Raw genomic sequence first — 24,835 nt, forward strand, 5'->3', positions numbered from 1 at the left:
TGTCGCCTTGCGATCGGCCGCTGTCACGTTGCGATCAGCTTTTGCGGTCGCGCCGCCACGTCGCCGGGGTCGCGCCGATGAGCTTGCGGAACGTGCGTCCAAAATGCACGGCATCGGCAAAGCCGGTGGCCTCGGCCACCTGGTCGAGCGTGGCGCGGCTGTCGATGAGCAGTGCCTGCGCGCGCCGGATGCGGGCGTCGAGTTGCCAGCGATACGGCGCCATGCCGGTCGAGGCCTTGAACGCCCGACTGAAGTGCGATTGCGACAGGCCGGCCAGTGCCGCCAGCCGCACGAGGTCGACACGCTCGGGCAGGTGCGCATCGAGATGGTCGATGACACGCCGAAGCTGCCAGGGCGCCAGGCCCTTGGCGTCGGCGCCGGGCTCCAGCGGATCGACGAACAGTCGCGCCATGATCGCCACGGTCAGCCCATCGCCGTAGAGCTGCGCCGACGGATCGGTGTCGTTCACCACCTCGGCGAGCAGCTTGACCAGGGTCCAGATGCGGTCATCGGCAAAACGCAGCCGCGGCGTCGAGACCGCTTTGCGATCGAACCGGGTAGCCAGCCTTTCGTCCATGGCGGCGAAATCGAACATCAGCGTGGCGTCTCGAACGAAGCGGACGTCGGCGCTATAGCCCCACATCTCCATGCCGGCAGGGGCGAAGTCCATGTGCCTGGGCCTGTAGCCGGCGGGGCAAGGCTGGTTCTCGCGCAGCCGTGGTTCACACGGGCTGCCGACCTCTTCCAGCAGGGCAATCAGGCGGGTCTCCGTCTCGTGGGGAAATTGGTGAGCCACCCTGCCGGAGCCGCGCCATTCATTGACGTCGAGAGAAACGCCGTTCCAGGCCCGCCGCGCTGTCGACAGGCTGAGCACATTTTCGGGCAGAGGTGCGACGGCTTCGACGCGGGCGAGCACGGATCAAATCCTCCTGATGTCTAGAAGACCAGCCCTATGTAAGCGATGGAGCCTAAACCATAAGCGCCGTTGCGGCGAACACAGCGTCACCTGGTTCCACGGGCCGGCATCGGGCAACCGGCTCTTCCTCCAAGCCGGCGACCGCGGATCACCCCGCGGATGGCCGTCTGGGGGTCAAGGCCGGAGATCGTCGACGTCAAGACCGGCCTGCGGCTGGCATCGAGGCTGGCGACATCAGTGACCGGTTGGCGGTTGCCGGCGCCTTGCCCCATCAAGACGTCGGCGCTGTCTCACGACAGGCCGGCCCGTTCGGCCTATCGCGATGCCGCCGGGCGGGTTTGGTCCGGCGGCATGGAGGACGAGCCAAAGTGACATCGACGCCGGTTGCCCGTCGCGAAGCGGCGCCCTTGCCGATCGCTGCGCTGATGGGCGCCATGGTGTCGATCCAGATCGGCGCCACCTTCGCCAAGGGCCTGTTCCCGCTAATCGGCGCGCAGGGCACGACGACGCTCAGGCTTGTCGTCGGCGCGCTGATGCTGATCGCCGTGCTGCGGCCGTGGCAGATGCGGCCGTCGCGCGCCACCATGCCATGGCTGATCGCCTATGGCGTGACGCTGTGCGCGCTCAACCTTCTGTTTTACGCGGCACTCGCCACCATTCCGCTCGGCATCGCGGTGGCGCTGGAGTTTTCCGGCCCGCTGCTGGTGGCGACGTTGACCTCGCGGCGTGCCAGCGACTTTGCCTGGATCGGGCTGGCTGTGGCCGGCATCGTGCTGTTGTCACCTTTCGTCCATTCGCTGCAGCCGCTTGATCCGACCGGGGTGATGCTGGCGCTGGCGGCCGGCGGCTTCTGGGCGCTCTACATCGTGCTCGCCCAGAAGGCGGGCGCCGAACTCGGCTCGCGCACCACAGCCTATGGCATGGCGATCGCAGCCGTGCTGGTGCTGCCCTTCGGCGTGGCACAGGCCGGAACCGCGCTGCTCGCGCCATCGATCCTGACCAGCGCGCTGCTCGTCGGCCTGTTCTCCAGTGCGCTGCCCTTCTGGCTGGAGATGGTGGCGCTGACCAGGATGCCGGCCCGCATCTACGGCACGCTGACCTGCCTCGAGCCCGGGCTGGGCGCGCTGGCCGGCTTCCTGTTCCTGCACGAAAGCCTGACCCCTACGCAATGCGCAGGGATCGCCGCCGTCATTGCCGCCGCCTTCGGCACCGCGATGACGTCGCGGCCGCCGGTGCCATCGCCGGAGTAGATTCTCCAGAGACATAGTTGCCGGGCGAGCCCGGTCGGCCTGGCGAGGTTGAGCCCAGGGCACAAATATTTCCTGATCTTGCGCGCGCCTCTGGTCGGCCGACCAACTCCCCACAAGGGAGATTGTGCACTCAGCCGCGTCCGCAATCGCCGACGTCGCTCTCCTCTTGGACTTCGCAAAATACAACCCATATTGAATCCACGGAGCTTTGAGCGTGACCTTCGCGCGGGTGGCCCTTTTTGCCGCGGCCTTCGTCGCCGCAGCTGTCTTTTCTCCCTTCTCTTCGGCCGGGAGCGAGAAGGTTGCGCTGAGCGTCGCAATCGACGGCGCCATCGGGCCGGCAAGCACCAGGCAACTCGAGGAAGCGCTTGATGTCGCCGCCAAGCGGGTCGCCGAAGTCCTCATCCTTCAACTCGATACGCCCGGCGGGCTGGTCACCTCGATGCGCGAGATGATCGCCGATATCCTCGCTTCACCGGTGCCCGTCATCGGCTATGTCGCGCCGGCCGGTGGCCATGCCGCCAGCGCCGGCACCTATATCCTCTATGCCACCCACGTCGCGGCGATGGCGCCCGGCACCAATCTGGGTGCGGCGACGCCGGTCGAGATGGGCGGGCTGCCGTCGCTTCCCGGCGGCGACAAGGACAAGAGCGACCAGAACGACAAGGGCGACCAGAAGGACGGCACCGGGCGGCCGGCAGGCGACGCGATGATGGCCAAGGTGACCAATGATGCCGTCGCCCTTATCCGCTCGCTGGCGGAACTGCGCGGCGCAATGGCGACTGGGGCGAGAAAGCCGTGCGCGAAGCGGCAAGCCTTTCGGCCAACGCGGCGCTGCAGGAACATGTGATCGACTTCGTCGCCCACGACACCACCGAGTTGTTGCAACAGGCCGATGGGCGCACCGTCGATGTGGCCGGCAGGAAAGTGGTTCTGGCGACCAAAGGGCTGCGGGTCGAGACGCTGGAACCCGGCTGGTTCATCCAGCTTCTCTCCGTCATCACCGATCCGAACGTCGCCATCATCCTGATGCTGGTCGGCGTCTACGCCATCATCTTCGAGTTCACCAGCCCCGGCGCGGTGGCGCCCGGCGTCATCGGGACCATCTGCCTCGTGCTTGGGCTCTATGCACTCAATCTCCTGCCGATCAATTATGCCGGCCTCGCCCTGATGCTGCTCGGCGTCGCCTTCCTCGTTGTCGAGGCCTTCAACCCTACCGTGGTGCTTGGACTCGGCGGCGTGGCCGCCTTTCTGCTTGGCGCCACCGTGCTGCTCAAGACCCAAGGTCCGGGCTTCGCCGTGTCATGGGCCGTCATCGGTCCCGCCGCCGCGCTGACGCTTGGGCTGGCGCTGCTGACGGGCACCTATGTCTGGGCGGCGCGCAAGAGCCTGCCGCGTGTCGGCGGTGAGGCGATGCGCGGACTGCCGGCCCAGATTCTCGACTGGCAGGGCGGCGAGGGCCATGTACTGGCCCAGGGCGAGCGCTGGCGGGCGAAGGCCAACGAACCCATCGCACCCGGCGACAGCGTCGAGGTCACCGATGTCAGCGGCCTCGTACTGACCGTGCAGCGGCGCGACGCCGGAAGGAATGGAGCAAAGAAATGAGCATCGGTTACGTGGCCTATCTGTTGCTTGCGCTGGTGGTGGTCATGTTCCTGTCCGCGGCCATTCGCATCCTCAGGGAATATCAGCGCGGCGTGGTCTTCACGCTCGGTCGCTTCACCGGGGTCAAGGGTCCCGGTCTCATCATCCTCGTCCCCTTCATCCAGCAGATGGTCAAGGTCGATCTGCGGGTGGTGGTGCAGGATGTGCCGCCGCAGGACGTGATTTCGCGCGACAACGTCTCGGTGAAGGTCAACGCGGTGCTTTATTTCCGCATCGTTGACGCCGAACGGGCGATCATCCAGGTCGAGGACTTCATGGCCGCCACCAATCAACTGGCGCAGACCACGCTGCGCTCGGTGCTCGGCAAGCATGAGCTCGACGAAATGCTGGCCGAGCGCGACAAGCTCAACAGCGATATCCAGGAGATCCTCGACCAGCGCACCGACGCCTGGGGCATCAAGGTCTCCAATGTCGAGATCAAGCATGTCGACCTGAACGAGAGCATGATCCGCGCCATCGCCAAGCAGGCCGAGGCAGAGCGGCTGCGCCGCGCCAAGGTGATCAACGCCGATGGCGAGCAGCAGGCGGCGGCCAAGCTGGTCGAGGCGGGCAAGATGCTGGCCGCCGAGCCGCAAGCCATGCAACTGCGCTATTTCGAGGCCCTGCACGACATCGCCGGCGAGCGCTCGTCCACGGTTGTGTTCCCGCTGCCGGTGGACCTGCTCAGCCAGTTCATGAAGCAGCAGGGGAAGTAGGGGAGGAGCGTGTGATCTTCCCCCTTTGTGGGAGACCGGCGGCTTCACCGCCGCCAGGGCGGATCCGGCGCGAAGCGCTTGCCGATCCAGTCGGTGAACGCGCGGGTCTTGGCGGCTTGACCCTTGGCTGACGGCGTGACGACATAGACCGCGCCTTCGTCGGCCAGCGTCCAGTCCTCCAGGATCGGCACCAGCCGGCCGTCGGCGAGCTCGCGGCCGACCAGCCAGTCGGTGCTCATCATCAGGCCGACGCCTTGCACGGCAGCTTCGACCAGCACCTCGGCATCGTCGGAGACCAACGGCCCGGAAACTTCGACGCGCACGTGCCGGCCCTCGCGGTCGGTCATCTCCCAGGCCGGAAAAGTCTGGAAGCCGCTGAAGCCGAGGCAGGAATGTTCGAGCAGCGCCTGCGGTGTCTCCGGCCTGCCCCTTCTGGCGAGATAGGAGGGGGCGGCGCAGAGCAGCCGGCGCCGCGTCGCCACCTTGCGCGCCACCAGGCGCGAATCCTCCAGCGCGCCGAGCCGCACGGCGACGTCGAAATTTTCGGCGACCAGATCGACGAAGCGGTTGGAGAATTCCGCCTCGATGCGGACATCGGGAAATTCGGCAAGGAATTGAGGCAGCAGCGGCCCGATCCACATGCGCCCGAACGTGCCGGGCAGCGCCAGCCTGAGCAGGCCGCGCGGGCGGCCGCCGGCATGTGCCGACGCGGCGGCCTCGGCCTCGTCGACAGCGGCGAGGATGGCGCGAACGCGCACCAGGAATTCGGCACCCGCTTCGGTCAGCGACACGCTGCGCGTCGTGCGATGGAGCAGCCTGACACCCAGCCGCTCCTCCAGTGATTGCAGCCGCCGCGATAGGATGGTCGCGTCGCGCCCCACACGCGCCGCCGCTCTGGTGAAAGAGCGCGCCTCGGCGATGGCCGCGAAGGCCGCCATTTCGGCAAGGGCCACTGGTTCGCGGGATTGCTGCATAACTCGCAGTACTCAAGTGCAGAAGGCAATGATTATCTAGAGATAGCGCAGCAGCTAAGTTCACTCAACCCATCAATCGACCCACCGGAGTGAAACCATGAAAGCCATCGAACTAAGCCAACCCAGGCTGGACGCCTTCCGCGCCGCCACCCTGGCCACCCCCGAACCGCAGCGCGGCGAGGTGCTGATCCGCCAGCGTGCGGCGAGCCTCAATTTCGTCGATGTCGCGGTGGCGAGCGGCAATTATCCCGGACCGAGCTTTCCGCTCATCCCCGTCGCCGACGGCGCCGGCGAGATTGTTGCGCTGGGCGAGGGGGTTACGAGACTGGCCGTCGGCGATCGCGTCCTCGCCCACGCCAAGCCGCGCTGGATCGGCGGCCGGCCGCGCCCTTACCAGATGACGCAGATGCGCGGCATCTCGCTGCCGGGGTCGCTGGCCGAATATGTCGCGCTGCCGGCCAATTCGGTCGTGCCGGTGCCGGCGCATCTTTCCTTCGAGGCGGCCTCGACGCTGCCGATCGCCGGCACCACCGCCTGGAACGCCATCCGCGCCGCCGATGTAGGGCCGGGCTCGGTCGTCGTGCTGCTCGGCACCGGCGGCGTCTCGATCTTCACCTTGCAGCTTGCGAAGGCCGCCGGCGCCACGGTCATCATCACCTCGTCGTCGGACGAGAAGCTGGAGCGGGCGAAGGCACTCGGCGCCGATCATCTCATCAACTACCGCGCGACGCCCGACTGGGACGGCAAGGTGCTGGAGCTGACAGGCGGCCTCGGTGCCGACCTCGTCGTCGAGACCGGTGGCACCGCGACCTTCGCCCGCGCCATCAACGCCACCGCGCCCGGCGGCACGCTGTTCACCATCGGCTTCGTCACCGGAGCCGAGGCCACGGTCAATCTGCTGCCGATCATCATCAAGGCGCTGAGGGTGGTCGGCAACAACACCGGATCTGTGTCCGACCTTCACGACGCCGCCCGCGCAATCGGTGCAGCGGGGATCGAGCCGGTCGTCGACAAGGTGTTTTCACCCAACCAAGCGGCCGAAGCCTACGCCCACATGGCCGCCGGCGGCCTGCACTTCGGCAAGCTGGTGTTCGGGCTGGAGTGGTGATCGGCGAAGATGGCGGAGCTGCCACTCTCCCCCTTGCGGGGGAGACCCCCGGCAGGGCAGAGGGGGGTGGGAAGGATCGCCAAACTTCGCGGTTACCACCTTCAACCGGAAATCACTGGACGGCGCGATTGTGATTGGGTTGAGATGCAGGCGGGACAGTACCCCCCTCTGGCCTGCCGGCCATCTCCCCCGCAAGGGGGGAGATCGCAGCTTCGTCGCCGTCGCCCCCTAAATCAGCTTCTCCAGCGTGATCGGCAGATCGCGCACGCGTTTTCCAGTGGCGTGGAAGACCGCGTTGGCGATCGCGGGTGCCACGCCGACGATGGCGAGCTCGCCGACGCCCTTGCCGCCGAGCACCGAGGAGTGCAGGTCGGGAATGCCGACCGAGATCACTTCGATGTCTGGAATGTCGGCGTTGGTCGGCACCAGATAGTCGGCAAGGTTGTTGTTGACGATGCGGCCATGGCGGCGGTCGACGATGCCTTCCTCGAGCAGCGCCTGGCCGATGCCCATGATGATGCCGCCCTTCCATTGGCTTTCGGCGAGTTTGGGGTTGTAGAGCCGGCCCGAATCCAGCGCCGACACCACGCGCGACACGCGCACCGTGCCGAAATCCTCGTCGACACGCACCTCGATGAAATGCGCGCACCAGCTGTGGCGGGAATAGTCGCCCTCCGTATGCGGCAGCGCCATGGCGATGGTGGTGTAGTTCTTGTAGCGATCCTGTGCCGTCGAATTGGCCGGCATGGTGTCGCCCGTTGCTTCGATATGGTCGCGGCCGACGCTGCCGAGCAGTTCGGCGATGGAGAGATCGGGGCCGTCGCCGCGCGGCGATGAGATACGGCCGTTGGCGACCACCAGCGTGTTGGCCTGCAGCGCGTGGAATGGCGAGCGCGGATCGCTGATCGCCAGCCCCACCAGCTGATCGAGCGCCGAGGTCGCCGCCTTGTAGACGGCGCCGGTCATCACGCCGGCCAGCCGCGATCCGCCGGCGACGCCGGCGCGGGGGAAGCGCGAGTCGCCGAGCTTCACCACGACATTGTCGGCCGGCACGCCGACCGTCTCGGCGGCGGTCTGCGCCAGGATCGTGTAGGTACCCTGGCCCATGTCGATCGAGGAGCTTTCGACCTCGACCGAGCCGTCGGCGAGAATGCGCACGATCGCCTCGCCATAGGCGCGCCGCACCGGATAGGTGCCGGCGGCGACACCCCAGCCGATCAGCTGGTTGCCGTCGCGCATCGAGCGCGGCTGTGGTGTCCGCCTTGCCCAATCGAAGCGTTCTGCGCCGGCAGCAAAAGCCTCGCGCAACTGCCTGGTAGACCAGGCTTTTCTGGCGTGTGGGTCCTGCTCGGCATAGTTTCTCAGGCGGATCTCCAGCGGATCGATGCCAACCTCATAAGCGAGTTCGTCGATGGCGCTCTCGATGCCGAAGGCCGAGGGGTTTTCGCCCGGTGCGCGCATGGCGCCCGGCACCACCGAATTCACCCGCACGACATTCTGCTTCGAGGAGAAATTCGGCGTCGCGTAGATGATCGAGGTGACCGATCCGAGCGGCTCGACCCATATGCCGTCCATCGACGTCTCGTTGATGCCGCGATGCACGATCGACTGGATTTTTCCTTGCCGGTCGGCGCCGATCGTCACCGTCTGGCGTGTCGCCGCGCGCCCGCCGTAGCCGGTGAAGGTCTGCGGCCGCGTCATCACCAGCCTAACCGGCCGGCCGAGCATCTTGGCGGCACTTGCCGCCACCGCGCCATGGCTGAGCGCCAGCGCCTTGGAGCCGAAGCCGCCGCCAATATAGGGCGAGACGAGCCGCACATTCTCGAACGGCACTCCGAACCATTCGGCATAGGTGCGTGCCATGCCGTCCAGCCACTGGCTAGGCTCCCATACGGTGAGCTTGTCGCCTTCCCACTGGGCGATCAGGCCATGCGGCTCCATCGGCGCCTGGTATTCGCGCGGCGTGTTGTAGGCGGCGCAGATCCTGACCGGAGCCGAGGCGAAGGCTGCCTGAGCGTCGCCCCATTCCTTGGTCATGGCATCGATCGGAATGCCGTCGCCGGCCTTGGCGTCGCTGAGGTCGACGATGGAGGAGGTCTCGTCATAGCTGACCTTGACCAGCGCAGCGGCCGCAACCGCCTGCTCGAAGGTTTCCGCAACGACCGCCGCGACATGCTGGCCTGAGAAGGTGATGTCGCGCGCCAACGGGCAATAGGGCTTGTCCGGCGGCGGTGTACCGAACCAGTCAGAGGCAGTCCTGAGGCTGATGATGGTGTCCGGCGTCAATACCTTGAGCACGCCGGGCGCTGCTTCAGCCTTGGCGGTGTCGATCGAGCGCACCTTGCCTGATGCAATCGTGCTTTCGACCAGCACGGCGTAGGCGAGCCCTTCGAGCTGCTGCTCGACGGCGTATTTCGCGGCACCGGTGATCTTGGCCGGGCCGTCGACGCGCGACAGCCGGCCGCCAACGGCGTCGGCGCCGCCATCGGACGCATCACCATGTCTCATGTTGTGAACGGTCATGCGGTTTCTCCCATTTTCAGGATGGCGCGGGCGACGACGCGCGGCGCCAGTTCGATCTTGTAGTGGTTGGCGCCGTTGTCGACGGCGCCTTCGACGGCGAGCAGGCTGGCGCGGCGGACGGCGTCCGGCTCCAGCACCATGCCTTTCAGCGTCTGTTCCACGGCCCGTGCCCGCCACGGTTTGGTCGCGACGCCGCCCAGCGCCACGCGCAAATCCCGGATGGTGCGCCCGTCAGCCTCGAACTCGATGCCGACAGCAGCACTTGCCGCGGCGAATTCATAGGATTGGCGGTCGCGGATCTTCAGGTATGTGGAACGCCGGGCGGCGGCGGAGTCGGGAATCTCGATGGCGGTGATCATCTCGCCCGGTTCGATCGCGTGTTCCCGGTCGGGCGTGGCGCCGGGCAACAGAAAGAAATCGTCCACCGAAACCCGACGCTCGCCGAGATGGACGATTGCGTCGAAGGCGACCAGCGCGGTGGCGAGGTCACCTGGATACATGGCGATGCAGGCTTCGCTGGTGCCGAGTACGGCGTGTCCCCGCGTGACACCGCCGATAGCCGAACAGCCGCTGCCGGGTTCCCGCTTGTTGCAGGCAGGGAAATTCGAGGGATCTCGGAAATAGGGGCAACGCGTGCGCTGCATCAGATTGCCACCGATTGTCGCCATGTTGCGGATCTGCGCCGAAGCCGCCTGCCACAGGGCTTCGGAGACGGCGGGGAAGTGGCGCTTAATGTCGGCATGGTCGGCGACATGGCCCATTTTGGCCAGTGCACCAATGGTGGCGCCGCTTGCGCTGACTTCGATGTTGTCCAGCCCCTTGAGATGAGTGATGTCGACCAGGCTGTCGGGCTCGGCGACACCGCATTTGGCGAGATCGATGAGCGTGGTGCCGCCGGCCAAGAGCATTGCGCCGGGCAGGGCGGCTGCATGGCGTGCCGCATCGAGCGAGCCGGCTCGCAGATAGGAAAAATCTCTCATGACTGGACCTCCAGGGCTGCCTGGCGGACAGCGGCGACAATGTGCGGATAGGCGCCGCAGCGGCAGAGATTGCCGGCCATGTATTCGCGGATTTCTTCGTCCGAGCCGGCATGGCCCTCGCGGATGCAGGCGACCGCCGACATGATCTGGCCGGGCGTGCAATAGCCGCACTGGAAGGCATCCCGCTCAAGGAAGGCAGCCTGCACGGGATGCAGTTCGCCCTCCCGTGCAAGCCCCTCGATGGTGGTGACGGTGCGGCCCTCGGCCTGCGCGGCCAGCGTCAGGCAGGCCAGCACGCGCTCGCCGTCGACATGCACGGTGCAGGCGCCGCACTGGCCGTGGTCGCAGCCCTTCTTGGTGCCGGTCAGGCCGAGCCGGTCGCGCAAGGCGTCGAGCAGCGTGACGCGCGGCTCGAGCTGCAGGGTGTGGCGATGGCCGTTGATATCGAGATGGACGGGAATTGTCGTTTTGGTCATGGGCGTCTGGCTCCAGTTGCTTGACGCGGAGTCGATTGAGCTGATGTTGGGCAGGCAAGGACAGCCGGCAGACCTACCGGATCTCCCAGCTGTCCGTCCCTTCGCTTTCGCTCCGGGCATTCGTCGTTTGGAAAGCCAGGCAACTGGCCTTCTGTCCGCTACGCGGATCACTCGTCATCCCAGCAGGTCCTCGATCCGGATTGGAAAGCGCCGGGGGCGCACGCCAGTTGCATGCCAGACCGCATTGGCGACGGCGCCAGCCGTGCCGGTGATGCCGATTTCGCCAACGCCTTTGATGCCGAGCGCGTTGACGTAAGGGTCGTCCTCGTGGACCAGCAGCGCCTCGACCGACGGCACGTCGGCATTCACCGGGACATGGTATTCGGCGAGGTTGGCGTTCTGGATACGGCCCGAGCGCCGGTCGGTGACGGCCTCCTCATGCAGCGCGAAGGAAACGCCCCAGATCATGCCGCCATAATACTGGCTGCGCACCAGCCGCGGATTGATGACCCGCCCGGCGGCGAAGGCACCGACCAGTCGGGTGACGCGGATCTGGCCGAAATCGGGATCGACCTTCACTTCGGCGAACACAGCGCCGTGCGCGTGCATGGCATAGGCCTCCCGCGTCGACGGGTCTGGGGTTCCCGTGCCACGCCCATCGATCTCGGCGAGCCCGGCACGGGCCAGGATCTCGCCATAGCTTTCACTGCGATTTTCGTCGTCGCGCCGGTAGAGGCGGCCGCCACGCGCAAGGACGCCCTCGTTGCCGGCGCCGAACAACGGCGAGGCTTCATGGCCGGTGGCGAGATCGGCGAGCCTGGCGATGACGGCGGCTCCGGCATTGTGGATCGCCATGCCGGCTGTCGCCGTATGGCCGGAGCCGCCGGCAATGCCTGCGTTGGGCAGGTCGGAGCTGCCGGCCCTGAAATCGACCAGGTCGATGTCGAGCCCCAGCCCGTCGGCGGCGATCTGGGCGAAGGCGGTCCAGGCGCCTTGCCCCATGTCCTGCGCGCCGGTCTCCATCAGGCCGCTGCCGTCGGCCCTCAGCACCGCACGCGCCTCAGCCTGGAACATGATCGCCGGAAAGGTCGCCGTGCCCATGCCCCAGCCGGTCAGAAAGCCATCCTTGTCCGGCATCTGGCGCGGCTGGAGCGGACGGCGCTGCCAACCGAAGCGCTCCGATGCCTGCGTGTAGCATTCGCGCAGCGCCTTGGACGAAAACGGCTTGCCAGTCATCGGCTCGACCTCGGCATAATTGCGCAGCCGAAACTCCAGCGGGTCCATGCCGCAGGCCGCGGCCGCCTCATCGATGGCGCTCTCCAGCGCGATCGAGCCGGTGGCTTCACCCGGGGCGCGCATGAACAGCGGCGTGCCCGTGTCCAGCCGCACCACCTCGTGCGAAGTGGCGATGGCCGGGCTGGCATAGAGCGTGTGCGAGGCATCGGCGGCCGGTTCGAAGAAATCGTCGAACGTGCTCGATGCGGTCTTGGCGTGATGGTCGATCGCTGTCAGCCGCCCTTCGCTGTCCATGCCCATGCGCAAGGTCTGGCGCGTTGGCGCGCGATGGCCGACTGGCCCGTACATCTGCTCGCGCCGCAGCACCAGCTTGACCGGACGACCGACGAGACGCGCCGCCAGAATGCCGAGCACCTGCGGCCCGGAGATCATGCCCTTGGAACCGAAGCCGCCACCCAGGAAAGGGCTGCGGATGTGGATGTTTTGCGGTGCGATGCCGAACAGGCCAGCGATGCGGCCCTGTGCCATGGCGAGACCCTGGCTTGGCGTGTCGATCGACAGACTGTCGCCATCCCAGGCGGCGACGATCGCATGTGGTTCCATGGCATTGTGGTACTGGGCCGGCGTCTCGTAGGTCGCCTCGATCCGCGTCGCCGCCGACTTGAGACCGGCCTCGACATCGCCCTTGTGGTGCACCGCAGGACTGCCGATGCCGACACCGCCCGGCACAAAGCTTTCGGCGCCGTCGAGGCCAACGCGCGCCGGCTGCGCTTCATAGCGCGGCGACAGCAGTGCTGCTCCTTCGGTCGCCGCCTCCAGCGTTTCGGCGATCACCACGGCGATGGTCTGGTTCGGGTAGCGGATACGATCGTTCTGCAGCAGGTCGAGCCGGAACATGAAGGGATTGTTCTTAGCATCCGGATCGGTGGCGAGTGGCGGCCGGTTCTGAGGCGTCATCACCTCGACCACGCCCTCGTGCGCTTTGGCCGCCCTGACATCCAGTGAAGCAACGCGGCCGCGTGCGATGCTGCTGACGGCCAGTACTGCGTAGAGCATGCCGGGCGGATGATTGTCGGCGGCGTAACGGGCGGCACCGGTGACCTTGAGAAAACCATCGCGGCGGGTCAGCGGCTGGCCGATGCTGGAGCCCTGCCGGAGATGGGCGGGTTGTTGATTGAGGCTGAGTTCAAGCGTCATGGCGCACTCCGGGAATGGAGGAAAATGGGGAGGCAGGAAGGGCTGGCAGCCGTCCAGGCGTTCCCGCCAGGGCAGACATCAGAGCCCTGACTACGATGCGGCGCGCGAGTTCGATCTTGAACGCATTGTCGCCGGAGGGACTGGCATCGGCCAATGCGGCGTCCGCCGCACGGACGAAGCCCGTCTCGTCGGCATCGGCGCCAAGCAGGACCGCTTCCGCCGAACGCGCCCGCCATGGCTTGGCCGCTACCCCGCCCAGTGCCAACCGCGCCTGGCGGATCTTGCCGCCTTCGACGACAAGGGCAGCGGCGGCCGAGACAACAGCGAAGGCATAGGAGGTGCGCTCGCGTACCTTGAGATAGCGGGCATTGGCGGAGAAGGAGGCGGCCTCCGCCGGCAGGCGCACCCCAACGATCAGGTCGCCGGGCTCCAGCCCATTCTCCCGCTGCGGCGTCTCGCCGGGAAGCCGGTGGAATTCCTCCAGCGTCACATGACGCCGGCCCTTCTTGCCCTCGATCTCGACCACGGCGTCGAGCGCCACCAGCGGCACGCAGAAGTCCGATGGATGCGTGGCGATGCAGGCGTCGCTCCAGCCGAGCACGGCATGCAGCCGGTTCTCGCCACCCAGCGCGTCGCAGCCCGCGCCCGGGTCGCGTCTGTTGCAGGCGCTGGCGGTGTCGTAGAAATAGCTGCAGCGCGTGCGCTGCAACAGATTGCCGCCGACGGTGGCGGCATTGCGAAGCTGGGCCGAGGCGCCCGACAGCAAGGCCTCCGCCACCGCCGGATAGGATCTGGCGAACTCGAGATCATGAGCGAGGTCGGCATTGCGCACCAGCGCGCCGATGCGCAGGCCGCCATCGGCCAGCCGCTCAATGCGGTTGAGCTCCGGCAGGCGCGAGATGTCGACGATACGCTCGGGGCTGGTGACGCCGCCCTTCATCAGGTCAAGCAGGTTGGTGCCGCCGGCGAGATAGGCTGAACCCGGCTCGGCCGCCGCCGCAATGGCGTCGGGAATGGTGGTGGGCCTGATATAATCGAAGTTCTTCACGCCGCGGTCCTCCGGTCGGCCTTGGCCAGTTGTTCCTGGGCTTCCAGGACGGCCTCGACGATGCCGCCATAGGCAGCGCAACGGCAGAGATTGCCGCTCATGCCCTCGCGGATGCGCTCGGGATCGTCGCCGGCTTGCGCCTCGGCGATCAGACCGAGCGTGCTCATGATCTGACCCGGCGTGCAGAAACCGCATTGGAAGCCGTCATGGGCGATGAAGGCGGCCTGCACCGGATGCAGGTCTTCACCATGGGAGACACCCTCGATGGTCAAGACCTTGGCGCCGTCATGGCTGACGGCAAGCGCCAGGCAGGAGTTGATGCGCTTGCCATCGACCAGTACCGTGCAAGCGCCGCACTGGCCGCGGTCGCAGCCCTTCTTGGTGCCGGTGAGCTCAAGCCGCTCGCGCAGCAGGTCAAGCAGTGTGACGCGTGGATCGACCTCCAGTTCGTATCGGTGTCCGTTGATGGTGAGAGCGAGGGGAAGGCTGGTCATGGGCGTCTGGCTCCAATTGCTTGACGCGAATGGGAATCATCTGGTGCCTTGCTGGGGAAGAGCAAGGTTACCTTGCGGTCAGGTTGGCTGATCCCTCCGTATGGGGAGATTGCACTCATCGGTCGTCACCGACCTCCCAGCGGGCGGGGGGAAGCTACTTTCAGCACGTGACATACCGGTTCGCCTTATTATATGATAAAGGTGCTCCACTAAAACGGAGGCGCCTCCGTTTATTACGTGGGGGCTGACCCGGCCGGGTTCAAGCCCCCCGCCACACCGTGGAGAAAAAATTGGCCGCCGAGCCGTCCGCCATCGCCGAAGAGAAGGTCGAAGAGGCCAAGCCGTTGCGCGCCGACGCGCAGCGCAACCGTGACAGGCTGGTCGAGGTGGCGGCCGCCGTCTTTGCCGAGCGTGGCATCGACGCCTCGCTGGAAGAGATCGCGCGCCGAGCCGGCGTCGGCATCGGTACGCTCTACCGGCATTTTCCGACCCGCGAGCACCTGGTCGAGGTGGTCTACCGGCGCGAGGCGGAGGCGCTGTGCGCGGCTGCCGGCGAGCTCGCCGGAAAATACCCGTCCGATGTCGCGCTGGAACAGTGGATGCAGCGCTTCGTCGACTATATCGCCACCAAGCGTGGCCTGGCGACCAGCCTGCGCATCCTGCTGACCACCAATTCGACGCTGTTTTCCGACACGTCGGGCCGCGTCTCGCAGGCCTTGCGGCAACTGGTCGAGGCTGCTGTGGCCGAAGGCACGATCCGCGGCGATGTCGACGCTTCCGACGTGCTGCACGCACTGTCGGGCATCTATTCGGCACCCGACACCCCGCAATGGCGCGACCGCTCACGCCGGCTGGTGTCGCTGCTGATGGACGGTCTGCGGTTCGGGGCGGGGAAATCTACTGAGGCCTGATCGTCTGCGCGATCGGTCCAGGGCAGGCGAGAGCCCTGCAGCCGGGCTGTCCGTTGGTCATGGCAGGCGGATTCGCACACCGCGCTTGCAACTGAGTGAGAGCGGTTGTTAAATTCCTCACATTTCAGGTGACCGACAGGCCCAACGCATGACTGCTCGCAAAGCGCAAAGGACAGCCCGGCTGATCCATCTGCTATCGGAACGGCGGGTTATCCATCTGAGCGAAGCGGCAACGCTGCTCGGCGTCTCGGAGATGACGGTGCGGCGTGACATCGCCACCAATCAGGGGCAGATCGCCTTTCTCGGCGGACATATATTGGCGGCGGCCGAGATCGATACCGACGCTCCTTACGAACTGGCGACCGCGGCCGACAGCCATGCGGCGGCGAAGCGCGAAGCCTGCGCACACGCGGTGCGGAAGATACGGCCCGACGAGACGATCTTCATCGATTGCGGCACGACGCTGATCCATCTGATCGACCTCATTCCCGATGATTATCGAATAACGGCAATATGTTACGCCATGAATGTCGCGGAACGCCTGACCCGCAAGGCCAATGTGACGATCATCATGCTGGGGGGCGTCTATCATCCGGCTTCGGCGTCTTTCTCGGGCACGCATGACTTCGACATTTTGAAGAGCGTCGGCATCAATGCAGCCTTCCTGTCGGCCGCCGGCGTCGATGCCAAACGTGGCGCCACCTGCGAGCATTTCCACGAGGCGGTGGTCAAGCAGAAGGTGATGGGCCTGGCGCGCGAAAACTACCTCGTCGTCGACAGCAGCAAGATCGGCAAGCTCAAGCGCGCCTTCTTCGCGCCGATGGACGGTTTCGACGCCGTCATCACCGAACATGGGGAGGTAGGGCCGGAATCATTCCAACTGCCGCCTGACTTCGTTTGACATTTCGCCGGCCTGATGGAAAAGTCACAAAAAAAGTAAGAGAAGTCTCAAAAGACAATCTCGATCGGGGTAGGGGACGCGTCAACGGAAGGAAATGCAGGCGTCATGATCGAACAGGGTTCGATTTCGCCATCGTCCGGGACACCCTTGCTGCGCGTCGAGGGCGTCAGCAAGCGGTTCGGCGGTGTCAATGCGCTGCGCGGCGTCAGTCTCGAAATCAAATCCGGTGAAGTGCACGCCCTGCTTGGTGAAAATGGGGCCGGCAAATCGACGCTCATCAAGATTCTAAGCGGCGTGCATGTGCATGATGGCGGCTCGATCGAGATCAACGGCGAGCCTGTCTCGTTCGCCTCGCCCGCCCAGTCGCGTGAGGCCGGCGTGGCGGTGGTCTACCAGGATCTGAGCCTGGTCGAATCGCTTTCGGTTGCCGACAATCTGATGCTGGGACGGGAGCCGAAGACCCGCTTCGGCTTCCTGAAAAAACGCCAGCTGGTGGCGCAGGCCGAAGCCTTCCTCAAATCTCAGAATATCCCGCTCGATGCGCGCGCCCTGGTCGGGTCGCTTCCCTTTGCCTATCGCCAGATGACCGAGATCGCCAAGGCGCTGATGGGCGACGTTCGCCTGCTCATCCTCGACGAGCCGACCTCGGCGCTGACCGACGATGAAGAGAAGATCCTGTTCGAGGCGATCCGTGCTGTTGCCGCGCGGGGCGTCGGGGTGATCTACGTCACGCATCGCCTCAATGAGGTCTTCCGGATTTCGAACCGGGTGACCGTATTCCGCGACGGGCAGAACGCCGGAACATTTATCACGTCACAGACCAGTATGAGGCAATTGGTCGGCGCGATCGTCGGGCCGGATCACGCCGTTCTGAAGGCGGGTACTACGGCAGCGGGGCAAAGCGTGATGTCCTCTGCCCGCCCTGGTTCCCCTGAAAAGCCCGTGCTCGAATTGAGGGGCGTCAGCAATGACAGGCTGGACCGGGCCAATCTCGAACTGCGCAGCGGCGAAATCCACGGCCTTGCCGGCCTGATCGGTAGCGGACGCACCGAAATCCTGCAGACGATCTTCGGGCTGCTGCCCGTCCAGTCGGGCGATGCCAGCCTCGACGGCGTTTCGCTGAACGGAACCGATCCGGCCGCGGCGATACGGCGAGGCATAGCGCTGGTGCCGGAGGACCGGCACGTCCAGGGCCTGGTCCTCGAACATTCGATCGAGCGCAACCTGACCCTGCCACGGTTGCCGTATTTCTCGCGCCTGGGCTGGCTGCAGCGCCGCTCGGCGAGCGAGCACGCCGACGCCGCCATGCATCGGCTGGCCGTCAAGGCGCCAGGCGCATCGACCACGGTGAAGAACCTGTCCGGGGGCAACCAGCAGAAGGTCGTGTTCGGCAAATGGAACGAGCCGCGGCCGCGCGTGCTGTTGCTCGACGAGCCGACGGTTGGTGTCGATGTCGGTGCGCGCGAGGAGATTTACGGCGTCATTCGCGCCGCAGCGGCGGCGGGAAGCGGTGTGCTGCTGGTGTCTTCGGATCTTTCCGAACTGCTTCAGCTCTGCGACCGCGTCTCGATCGTCGTCGATGGCCGGATCACCAAGACGATTTCGAGACAGGAATTCGGCAGCGCCGAGGATCTCCATCACCTCATTCAACTTTCGCAGCCATCGGAAGAGCACGCGGCATGACCGACACCCAAAGCCCGGCAAATCCACCAGTGGCAAGGGGGGCAGCCGCCAACCAGCCAGGCGGTCGCTCAGCGCTGCGGCATCTGCTTCAGGGCGAGCGTCCCTATATGCTTTACGTCGCCTTCGCCGTCATGCTGATCGTCTTCAGCCTGGCGTCGCCCTGGTTCCTGTCGATCGACAATTTTCTCAACATCGGCCGCCAGACGACACTGGTCTCGATCATTGCCGTCGGCATGACGTTCGTCATCATCTCCAGGCAGATCGACCTGTCCGTCGCCTCGACGCTGGCGCTTTCGGGCATGAGCGCGTCGCTGGCCATGGCTTTCGTCGCCAACAACTGGGTCGTCGGCGCGCTAGCCGGATTGGGCACTGGGGCGCTGATCGGGCTGATCAACGGCGTGTTGACCACCCGCCTCGAAATCCCGTCCTTCCTGGTGACGCTGGGCACGTTGAGCGGCGCGCGCGGTCTGGCGCTGATGGTCACCAACACCAAGCCGGTCATCATCACCAACGATTATTATTTCGCGATCTTCGGCGAAGGCTCGGTGCTGGGCATCCCGGCGCCGATCCTGTGGACGCTTGGCGTCACGATCGCCGGCATCCTGCTGCTCCACTACAGCGTCTATGGGCGGCGCGTCTATGCGGCGGGCGGCAACCCGACTGCGGCGCTCTATTCCGGCGTCCATATCAAGCAGGTGACCACGCTGGCCTTCGTGCTGACCGGAACGCTCGCCGGGCTGGCATCGCTGATCCTGTCGGCGCGTTCGCATGCGGCGCGGCCCGATGTCGTGCAAGGCATGGAGCTCGATGTCATCGCCTCGGTGATCCTCGGCGGCTGCAGCCTGTTTGGCGGTCGCGGTTTCGTGCTGGGCACGCTGCTCGGCAGCCTGATCATCGGCACGCTCAACAATGGGCTGGTGCTGCTTGGCGTCAGCTCGTCGCTGCAACTCGTCATCAAGGGAGCAATCATCGTCGCCGCGGTCGCCTTCACGAGGAGGTAAGGCGCGCGCCCGCGGATATCAGCAGAAAATTGCCGGCTCCAAACGGCACCAGAGACGTCAACGATCAACGGAGGAAAGTCATGAAGCACTCGGCACGAATCCACTCGCTTTTCCTAGGATTGAGCATCGCCGCCAGCGCGTTCGCGCTCTCAACATCCCTAAGCTCGGCGCAAACGCCGGAAACCTGCGTTACCGGCGTCGACATGGCCACGCTCGGTCCCAAGGGCATTGTCGGCCAGGGCCCGCACGGTGAAAAGGCAGCCTCGCCCGACGAGCTGAAATTGAGCGACGACCAAGCCGCCAAGGTCAAGGCCGGCAAGTTCAAGGTCGGCATTTCCATGCAGACGGTGAACCTCGACTGGTCGCAACTGCAGGTGCAAGGCATCAGCGAAACGCTGGCCAAGTATGGCGTGACCGTGACCGGCGTCGCGTCCGCCGAATATCAGGTCGACAAGCAGATCGCTGATATCGAGAACACCATCCAGCAGCATCCYGACGGCATCATTTCCATTCCGGTCGACTTCACCGCGACGGCCCCGACCTACAAGAAGGTGGGCGAGGCCGGCATCAAGCTGGTGTTCATGGACAGCATCCCGGTTGGCCTCGAATCTCCAAAGGATTTTGCCTCGATGATCTCGGCCGACAGCCAGGGCAACGGCCAGATCGCGGCGCAGATCCTGTCTTCCTGCATGCCGAAGGGCGGCACGATCGGCCTGGTGAATTTCGGCGTCGACTATTTCAGCACCAACGAGCGCACCAAGGGCGTCGGCGAGTGGATGAAGAAGAACCGGCCCGACATCGTCATGAAGCAGGTTGATTTCACCGATCCCTCCAAGGTGTCGCAGATCGCCGGCGACTTCCTCACCGGCAATCCCGATGTGAAGGGCCTGTTTGCGGTGTGGGATCAGCCGGCGCTCGACACGCTGTCGTCGATGCGCGCGCAAGGCATCGACATTCCGATCACCACTGTCGATCTCGGCCTGCAGTCGGCGATCGAAATCGCCAAGGGTGGGCCGCTGAAGGCAACCGGTTCGCAGCGCCCCTATGACCAGGGCGTTGCCGAAGCGCTGGCGATGATGAAGGCGCTGATCGGTGAACCCACGCCCGCTTGGGTCGGTGTCCAGTCCTTGCCGGTGGTGCAGTCCAACGTGCTGGAGTCCTTCAAGACCGTGTTCCACAAGGATCCGCCGGCCGAACTGGTCGACGCCTGCAACAGCGCCAAGCCGAAGTGCAATTGAGGTAGGTGAAAGGCCATGGGCACGGAGGCGACCCCGTGCCCATGGCTTTGGTAAGATTGGACGCGACGCGCTTTGGGAAATCGGCCTCGCAACAGACGGCTTCATGCCAAGACGGCCATTCATGGTGAGCAAACGGTATGCTAGGCGTGATGGCTTGATTCGCTTGTCGTCCACGCTTTCGAGGGCACCCGATGTATGTAGGCCGTTCCTACAAGGTGGTAGATTTCGCTCTCTGGTCGCGGGGCAGTGTCATCTACATGGTGGTGGTGAGCGCACTGGCCGTGGCGGCCTACCGTGTGCCGGGCATCGCCGGGTTTTCGGTGCCATGGTCGGTCGTGCTCGTGCTCGGCACCACCGTGTCACTCGTTGCCGGGTTCAAGAATTCGCAGGTATTCACCCGCAGCAGTGAAGCGCTGCAAGCTTTTGCGCAAATTACAGCCAGCAGCCGGTTGTGGTCCAATTTCTGCAGGGACTTCAACGATGTGCCGACAGCCAGGCAACTCATCTACCGCCATCTCGCCTGGTTGACGGCCCTGCGGTTCGCCCTGCGGCGGCCGATGCCGTGGGAATCCATGGGGCGGGCGGCCAATGTCGAATTCCGGCGGCGTTACCATATCCAGGAGGATGCGGGCTCGATCGCCGACGAACTGCGTCCGCTGCTGGGCGAACCAGCCGACGACGTCCTGAAGTCGCGTCGTCCAGCGCTAATCCTGCTTGAAATGCAATCGGTCCAGGTCAATGCGTTGTTCAAGGAGGCCAAAATCCCTCCGCAGGTCTATGCCGAACTCATCAAGCTGATCCGCGACTTCCATGATCAGCAGGCTCGGTGCGATCGCATCAAGAACAATCCATATCCCCGGCAATACGCCATCGTCAGTTCCTTGTTCGTCATGATCTTTTGCACCTTGCTGCCATTTGGCGTCGTTCCAGTCTTTGCCGACATGGGCAAATTGGGTGGCGCACTCGGCCCGATCGCGATCTGGCTCACGATCCCGTTCAGCACACTCCTGGGGTGGGCATACATGTCTCTCGACCAGGTCGGCGAGAGCAGTGCCAACCCTTTCGAGGGCAACGCCAACGATGTTCCGATCTCGCAAATCTGTCGCGACATCGAGATCGAACTGCGCACCGGGCTTGGTGAGGTTGACCTCCCCAAGCCATTGCTGCCAGTCAACGATATCGCGACCTAGGCAAGCGTCGCCGACGGCCGATACCAGGTGCTGGGGGCGATCTCTCGCGCTGGCTGGCGATAAAAACCTGGCGTTAATGTCACACTGGCGGATCCTGACTCGTCATGAGGTCGGCACCAACAGAAGGAAGCCAATCATGACCGCAAAACTTGATCTCTTCGCCGCTGCCCCCTCGCTGATGAAGGAATGGCAGCGCGCATCCTTCGCCATTTCCTCCAGCCTAGAGCCCAGCCTGGCCGAGCTTGTGAAGATCCGTGCATCCCAGATCAATGGCTGCGCCAATTGCCTCAACATGCACACGGTGTTCGCACGCGAGGACGGCGAAACCGAGCAGCGCATCTACCTGCTGTCGGCGTGGCGCGAGGCGCCTTGCTACACCGACCGCGAACGCGCCGCGCTCGGTTGGACCGAGGCGCTGACGCGGATTTGCGAAGGTCATACGCACGAAAGCGCCTACGAGGCCCTGGAGGCCGAATTCACGCCGGAGGAGCAGGTCAAGCTCACTTTGATGATCAATGTCATCAATGGCTACAACCGCCTTGCAGTCGGGTTCGGTGGCTGGGCCGATCCGGCGGCGATAAGATCCGCGGCCAAGGCGGCGGCCGCCTGATGACGGGCGCAGGGACCGAGCATGCGGCGGCGGCCTTCGATCCGCTGCGTCCGACGCTGAAGCGCGTCGCTTACCGCATGCTTGGCTCCGTGGCGGATGCCGAGGATGTCGTGCAGGAGGCCTTCATCCGCTGGATGCGGGCCGACCACGGCGAGGTGCGGGAGCCCGCGGCATTCCTGCGCCGCACCGTCACGCGGCTTTGCCTGGACCAGCTCAAATCCGCGCGCCGCCAGCGCGAGACCTATGTCGGTCCCTGGCTTCCCGATCCCGTCGTGGAAGAGGACGAAGTGGAAGACGTCACGCTGCCGATGATGCTGGTGCTGGAACGTCTTTCGCCGCTCGAACGGGCGGCCTTTCTGTTGCACGATGTGTTCGGGCTGGGATTCGAGGAGGTCGCGGCCGCCATCCAGCGCGAACCCGCCGCCTGCCGTCAGCTCGCTGCCCGCGCGCGCACCCATGTCCGCCAGGCGAGACCGCGTTTCAAGGTGGAAAAGCAACGCGGCCTCGAGCTCGCCGAGGCCTTCTTCGCCGCCTCGCGCAGCGGCGACATGAAGGCGCTTGGCGCGATGCTGTCGGCCGATGTCAGCGCCCATGCCGATGGCGGCGGGAAGCGTCCGGCAGCCACGGAAGTGGTCCTGGGGTTCGATGCCGTGATGCAGCAATACGAGCGTGTGGCGGCCTGGCTTCAGAAGAACGGCTCGACGCTTGTTCGTGTCGGTTTCGTCAATGGACTGCCCGGCTTCATCACGCTGGAAGCCGATGGCGAACTGCAGACGACCGCACTCGACATCGAAGACGGAAAGATCGCGGCAATCTATGTGGTGCGCAACCCCGACAAGCTCCGCCACTTGCATTAAAGCGCGTCGCGTTGAAACGGATTCAGGCGACGCGCATCAACCCTTGGCTTCGACCAGGATCACCAGCGATTCCGGCACCACGCCATCGTAGACCATCGCGTCAGCGGCTTTCTGGCTCTGCATCATTGTCGCAAGGGCATCCATGTCCGGGACGTCCATCATCAGGGCCACTCGTTTCGGATTCTGCGGATCGACGAACGTGCGGATGTTGGTGATCCCCAGGGCGCCGAAAAGCTCCTTGCGCTTGGGTGAACTGAGCCAGTGCTTGCTGTCCTTCGTGATGTTGTGATGGCCAATTACGGTTGGCATGGCATCCTCCCCAAGGCGGCGCCGGCGGTCGATATCGTCCGCCTGTTGTGCGATCCACCTGTTCAGCCAGTCAGCGCCGTTTCCTCCCGGCTGTCAATTAGCTGTTGCTGATGGATGATCGGCGCGGTTGGGCTGCGGGGTTGCCGCCTTCGGACGCTCAAAGTTCGAGGCAGACCTTGCCGAAATGCCGTTGGGATTCGTAGTGCGTGAAGGCACCGGCGATGTCTTCAAGCGCAAAACTGCGGCCGATGACGGGCTTCAGACGGTTGACCTCTATCGCCCGGATCATGTCCTCCTGGTCCGCCCTGCTGCCGATCGAAATCCCGCTGATGCGGATCTGGTTCGAAAACAGGGCCGGGATCGACACTTCCGCCGCAAAGCCGGTCAGGACGCCGATCAGGGCGATATGGCCGCCCGTCCGGCAGGCCGCTATCGACTGTGTCAGCGTAGCGGGGCCGCCGACCTCGATCACGTGATCGACGCCGCGTCCATCCGTCAAATCCCTGACGTTTTGGCCCCAGTCCGGCACGGCCTTGTAGTTGATGACGGCGTCGGCGCCAAGGCGCCCGAGCCTTTCCAGCTTCTGCTCGTCGGAAGACGTGGCGATGACCCGGGCGCCGGCGGCTTTTGCAAATTGCAACGCGAACAGCGATACGCTGCCCGTGCCGAGGACCAGCACGGTGTCGCCGGGTTTCACCTTGCCGCACACAACCAGGCCGCGCCAGGCGGTGACGCCGGTGCAGGTGAGCGTTGCCGCCTCCACATGCGTGTAGCCCACCGGGGCCTTGGTGAAGGCGTGTGCCGGCATGCACACATATTCGCTGGCGAAGCCGTCGAAACTTTCTCCCGGTATGTCGCGCCTGGTGGCAGGCGTCATGTCACCGCCCAGCCACCAGGGGTAGAAGGTGCTGACGACGCTGTCTCCAGCCTTGAACGCATCGACATCGTCGCCGACTTCGATCACCTCGCCCGCGCCATCGGACAGCGGAACGCGGCCGTCGGCGAGCGGCATCTTGCCTTGCACGACGAAATCGTCACGCAGGTTCAACGAGCAGGCCCGGATCCTGACCAGCACGTCACCCGGTCCTGGCTGGGGACGGTCTTCCTCCACCAGTTCGAGGTTGCCCAAGCCACCCGGCACTCTCAGCCTGACCAGTCTCATTGCCGGACCGGCCGGCCGGACATCACCCTCAGCCACGGCGCCAGGTGGAAGGCACTCATCAGGAGATACATCACCGGCATGCTGGTCAGCAGCGAAGCATTCGCACCCATGCACAGGATAGCCGCATCGCCATTCTGAATGCAGCTGAACAGCGCCATCAGGGCGAAGGTGGGTGCCGCGGCGAGGCACAGCCAGTCGGCGAGGCCAGGGGTGGTCGGGCTTGTGTCTTCAGCAGGGATCGCGCCGCTGGCACCGGTATGGATATCGCTCATGGTCCTTTTCCCTTGATGGTTATGCCTTGGTGCGTGCGACCTGCTCGCCAGGACTTGGGTTCCTCGCCCCCACGAGAGTGGGGGAGAGGTGGCTCGGCGAAGCCGAGACGGAGAGGGGCCGCGTCCTACGAAAGCCCCC

The 24,835-nt window shown here is 65.1% G+C and carries 23 protein-coding genes and 1 pseudogene; 13 read left to right on the forward strand and 11 right to left on the reverse strand.

Features of this window, described 5'->3' with window-relative positions; all coding sequences use genetic code 11:
- Positions 1–34 precede the first annotated feature (34 nt).
- Positions 35–916 carry a helix-turn-helix domain-containing protein gene (locus AC1DZP_RS08625; protein WP_477301586.1) on the reverse strand — a complete coding sequence of 294 codons (882 nt, stop codon included), beginning with the start codon at positions 914–916 and terminating at the stop codon, positions 35–37.
- 159 nt (positions 917–1,075) lie between these two features.
- Here AC1DZP_RS08625 and AC1DZP_RS08630 point away from each other — a divergent pair, with 159 nt between their 5' ends.
- The 4 genes and pseudogenes from AC1DZP_RS08630 to AC1DZP_RS08645 all read left to right on the forward strand — a co-directional run bounded on the left by AC1DZP_RS08630 (position 1,076) and on the right by AC1DZP_RS08645 (position 4,526).
- A complete protein-coding gene (locus tag AC1DZP_RS08630; RefSeq protein ID WP_477301588.1) occupies positions 1,076–1,288 on the forward strand; it encodes a hypothetical protein in 213 nt (70 codons plus the stop codon).
- Positions 1,285–2,166 carry an EamA family transporter gene (locus AC1DZP_RS08635; RefSeq protein ID WP_477301589.1) on the forward strand — a complete coding sequence of 294 codons (882 nt, stop codon included), beginning with the start codon at positions 1,285–1,287 and terminating at the stop codon, positions 2,164–2,166. The genes AC1DZP_RS08630 and AC1DZP_RS08635 overlap by 4 nt, the downstream gene beginning before the upstream one ends.
- 214 nt (positions 2,167–2,380) lie before the next feature.
- Positions 2,381–3,771 (forward strand): annotated as a pseudogene (locus tag AC1DZP_RS08640) (NfeD family protein).
- Entirely contained in the window at positions 3,768–4,526 is a 759-nt protein-coding gene (locus AC1DZP_RS08645) for a slipin family protein (protein ID WP_095091267.1), read from the forward strand. The pseudogene AC1DZP_RS08640 and the gene AC1DZP_RS08645 overlap by 4 nt, the downstream one beginning before the upstream one ends.
- Before the next feature lie 44 nt (positions 4,527–4,570).
- Here the strand turns inward: AC1DZP_RS08645 and AC1DZP_RS08650 are convergent, their stop codons facing one another.
- Positions 4,571–5,500, reverse strand: a complete 930-nt coding sequence (locus AC1DZP_RS08650; protein WP_477301591.1) for a LysR family transcriptional regulator — start codon at positions 5,498–5,500, stop codon at positions 4,571–4,573.
- A gap of 97 nt (positions 5,501–5,597) precedes the next feature.
- Here AC1DZP_RS08650 and AC1DZP_RS08655 point away from each other — a divergent pair, with 97 nt between their 5' ends.
- Entirely contained in the window at positions 5,598–6,608 is a 1,011-nt protein-coding gene (locus AC1DZP_RS08655; protein ID WP_477301593.1) for a zinc-dependent alcohol dehydrogenase family protein, read from the forward strand.
- A gap of 228 nt (positions 6,609–6,836) precedes the next feature.
- Here AC1DZP_RS08655 and AC1DZP_RS08660 read toward each other — a convergent pair whose 3' ends face one another.
- The 6 genes from AC1DZP_RS08660 to AC1DZP_RS08685 form a co-directional block, all read right to left on the reverse strand.
- Positions 6,837–9,131 (reverse strand): xanthine dehydrogenase family protein molybdopterin-binding subunit, encoded by a 2,295-nt coding sequence (locus AC1DZP_RS08660; RefSeq protein ID WP_477301595.1) that lies wholly within the window; start codon positions 9,129–9,131, stop codon positions 6,837–6,839.
- Positions 9,128–10,111, reverse strand: coding sequence for an FAD binding domain-containing protein (locus tag AC1DZP_RS08665; protein ID WP_477301597.1), 984 nt, complete (start codon positions 10,109–10,111; stop codon positions 9,128–9,130). Before AC1DZP_RS08665 ends, AC1DZP_RS08660 begins: the two co-directional genes overlap by 4 nt.
- Complete coding sequence (locus AC1DZP_RS08670) at positions 10,108–10,587, reverse strand: (2Fe-2S)-binding protein (RefSeq protein ID WP_477301599.1); 480 nt, start codon at positions 10,585–10,587, stop codon at positions 10,108–10,110. The genes AC1DZP_RS08665 and AC1DZP_RS08670 overlap by 4 nt, the downstream gene beginning before the upstream one ends.
- Before the next feature lie 174 nt (positions 10,588–10,761).
- Positions 10,762–13,020: a xanthine dehydrogenase family protein molybdopterin-binding subunit gene (locus AC1DZP_RS08675; RefSeq protein ID WP_477301601.1), complete on the reverse strand. Its 2,259-nt coding sequence runs from the start codon at positions 13,018–13,020 to the stop codon at positions 10,762–10,764.
- Positions 13,010–14,068 (reverse strand): FAD binding domain-containing protein, encoded by a 1,059-nt coding sequence (locus tag AC1DZP_RS08680; RefSeq protein WP_477301603.1) that lies wholly within the window; start codon positions 14,066–14,068, stop codon positions 13,010–13,012. Before AC1DZP_RS08680 ends, AC1DZP_RS08675 begins: the two co-directional genes overlap by 11 nt.
- On the reverse strand, positions 14,065–14,562 hold the full coding sequence (locus AC1DZP_RS08685; RefSeq protein ID WP_095091275.1) for a (2Fe-2S)-binding protein: 498 nt from the start codon (positions 14,560–14,562) through the stop codon (positions 14,065–14,067). The genes AC1DZP_RS08680 and AC1DZP_RS08685 overlap by 4 nt, the downstream gene beginning before the upstream one ends.
- 290 nt (positions 14,563–14,852) lie before the next feature.
- Here AC1DZP_RS08685 and AC1DZP_RS08690 point away from each other — a divergent pair, with 290 nt between their 5' ends.
- The 8 genes from AC1DZP_RS08690 (at position 14,853) to AC1DZP_RS08725 (ending at position 22,953) form a co-directional block, all read left to right on the forward strand.
- Positions 14,853–15,473: a TetR/AcrR family transcriptional regulator gene (locus AC1DZP_RS08690; protein ID WP_477301605.1), complete on the forward strand. Its 621-nt coding sequence runs from the start codon at positions 14,853–14,855 to the stop codon at positions 15,471–15,473.
- Between the two features lie 148 nt (positions 15,474–15,621).
- Positions 15,622–16,374, forward strand: a complete 753-nt coding sequence (locus AC1DZP_RS08695) for a DeoR family transcriptional regulator (RefSeq protein WP_477301607.1) — start codon at positions 15,622–15,624, stop codon at positions 16,372–16,374.
- 105 nt (positions 16,375–16,479) lie between these two features.
- On the forward strand, positions 16,480–18,057 hold the full coding sequence (locus tag AC1DZP_RS08700; protein ID WP_477301609.1) for a sugar ABC transporter ATP-binding protein: 1,578 nt from the start codon (positions 16,480–16,482) through the stop codon (positions 18,055–18,057).
- Complete coding sequence (locus AC1DZP_RS08705) at positions 18,054–19,058, forward strand: ABC transporter permease (RefSeq protein ID WP_477301611.1); 1,005 nt, start codon at positions 18,054–18,056, stop codon at positions 19,056–19,058. Before AC1DZP_RS08700 ends, AC1DZP_RS08705 begins: the two co-directional genes overlap by 4 nt.
- Positions 19,059–19,138: 80 nt before the next feature.
- On the forward strand, positions 19,139–20,296 hold the full coding sequence (locus AC1DZP_RS08710) for a substrate-binding domain-containing protein (protein ID WP_477301612.1): 1,158 nt from the start codon (positions 19,139–19,141) through the stop codon (positions 20,294–20,296).
- Between the two features lie 191 nt (positions 20,297–20,487).
- A complete protein-coding gene (locus tag AC1DZP_RS08715; protein WP_477301614.1) occupies positions 20,488–21,486 on the forward strand; it encodes a bestrophin family protein in 999 nt (332 codons plus the stop codon).
- Positions 21,487–21,622: 136 nt separating this feature from the next.
- On the forward strand, positions 21,623–22,096 hold the full coding sequence (locus AC1DZP_RS08720) for a carboxymuconolactone decarboxylase family protein (protein ID WP_095091770.1): 474 nt from the start codon (positions 21,623–21,625) through the stop codon (positions 22,094–22,096).
- Positions 22,096–22,953 carry a sigma-70 family RNA polymerase sigma factor gene (locus AC1DZP_RS08725; protein ID WP_477301616.1) on the forward strand — a complete coding sequence of 286 codons (858 nt, stop codon included), beginning with the start codon at positions 22,096–22,098 and terminating at the stop codon, positions 22,951–22,953. Before AC1DZP_RS08720 ends, AC1DZP_RS08725 begins: the two co-directional genes overlap by 1 nt.
- Before the next feature lie 36 nt (positions 22,954–22,989).
- On the opposite strand, the gene AC1DZP_RS08730 is transcribed toward AC1DZP_RS08725, so the two are convergent.
- The 3 genes from AC1DZP_RS08730 to AC1DZP_RS08740 form a co-directional block, all read right to left on the reverse strand.
- Positions 22,990–23,262, reverse strand: coding sequence for a hypothetical protein (locus tag AC1DZP_RS08730; protein ID WP_095091279.1), 273 nt, complete (start codon positions 23,260–23,262; stop codon positions 22,990–22,992).
- 157 nt (positions 23,263–23,419) lie between these two features.
- Positions 23,420–24,424 (reverse strand): zinc-dependent alcohol dehydrogenase family protein, encoded by a 1,005-nt coding sequence (locus AC1DZP_RS08735; protein WP_477301618.1) that lies wholly within the window; start codon positions 24,422–24,424, stop codon positions 23,420–23,422.
- Positions 24,421–24,696 carry a hypothetical protein gene (locus AC1DZP_RS08740; protein WP_477301620.1) on the reverse strand — a complete coding sequence of 92 codons (276 nt, stop codon included), beginning with the start codon at positions 24,694–24,696 and terminating at the stop codon, positions 24,421–24,423. The genes AC1DZP_RS08735 and AC1DZP_RS08740 overlap by 4 nt, the downstream gene beginning before the upstream one ends.
- Positions 24,697–24,835 lie beyond the last annotated feature (139 nt).

This window comes from Mesorhizobium sp. P2_F8, from assembly GCF_056403655.1.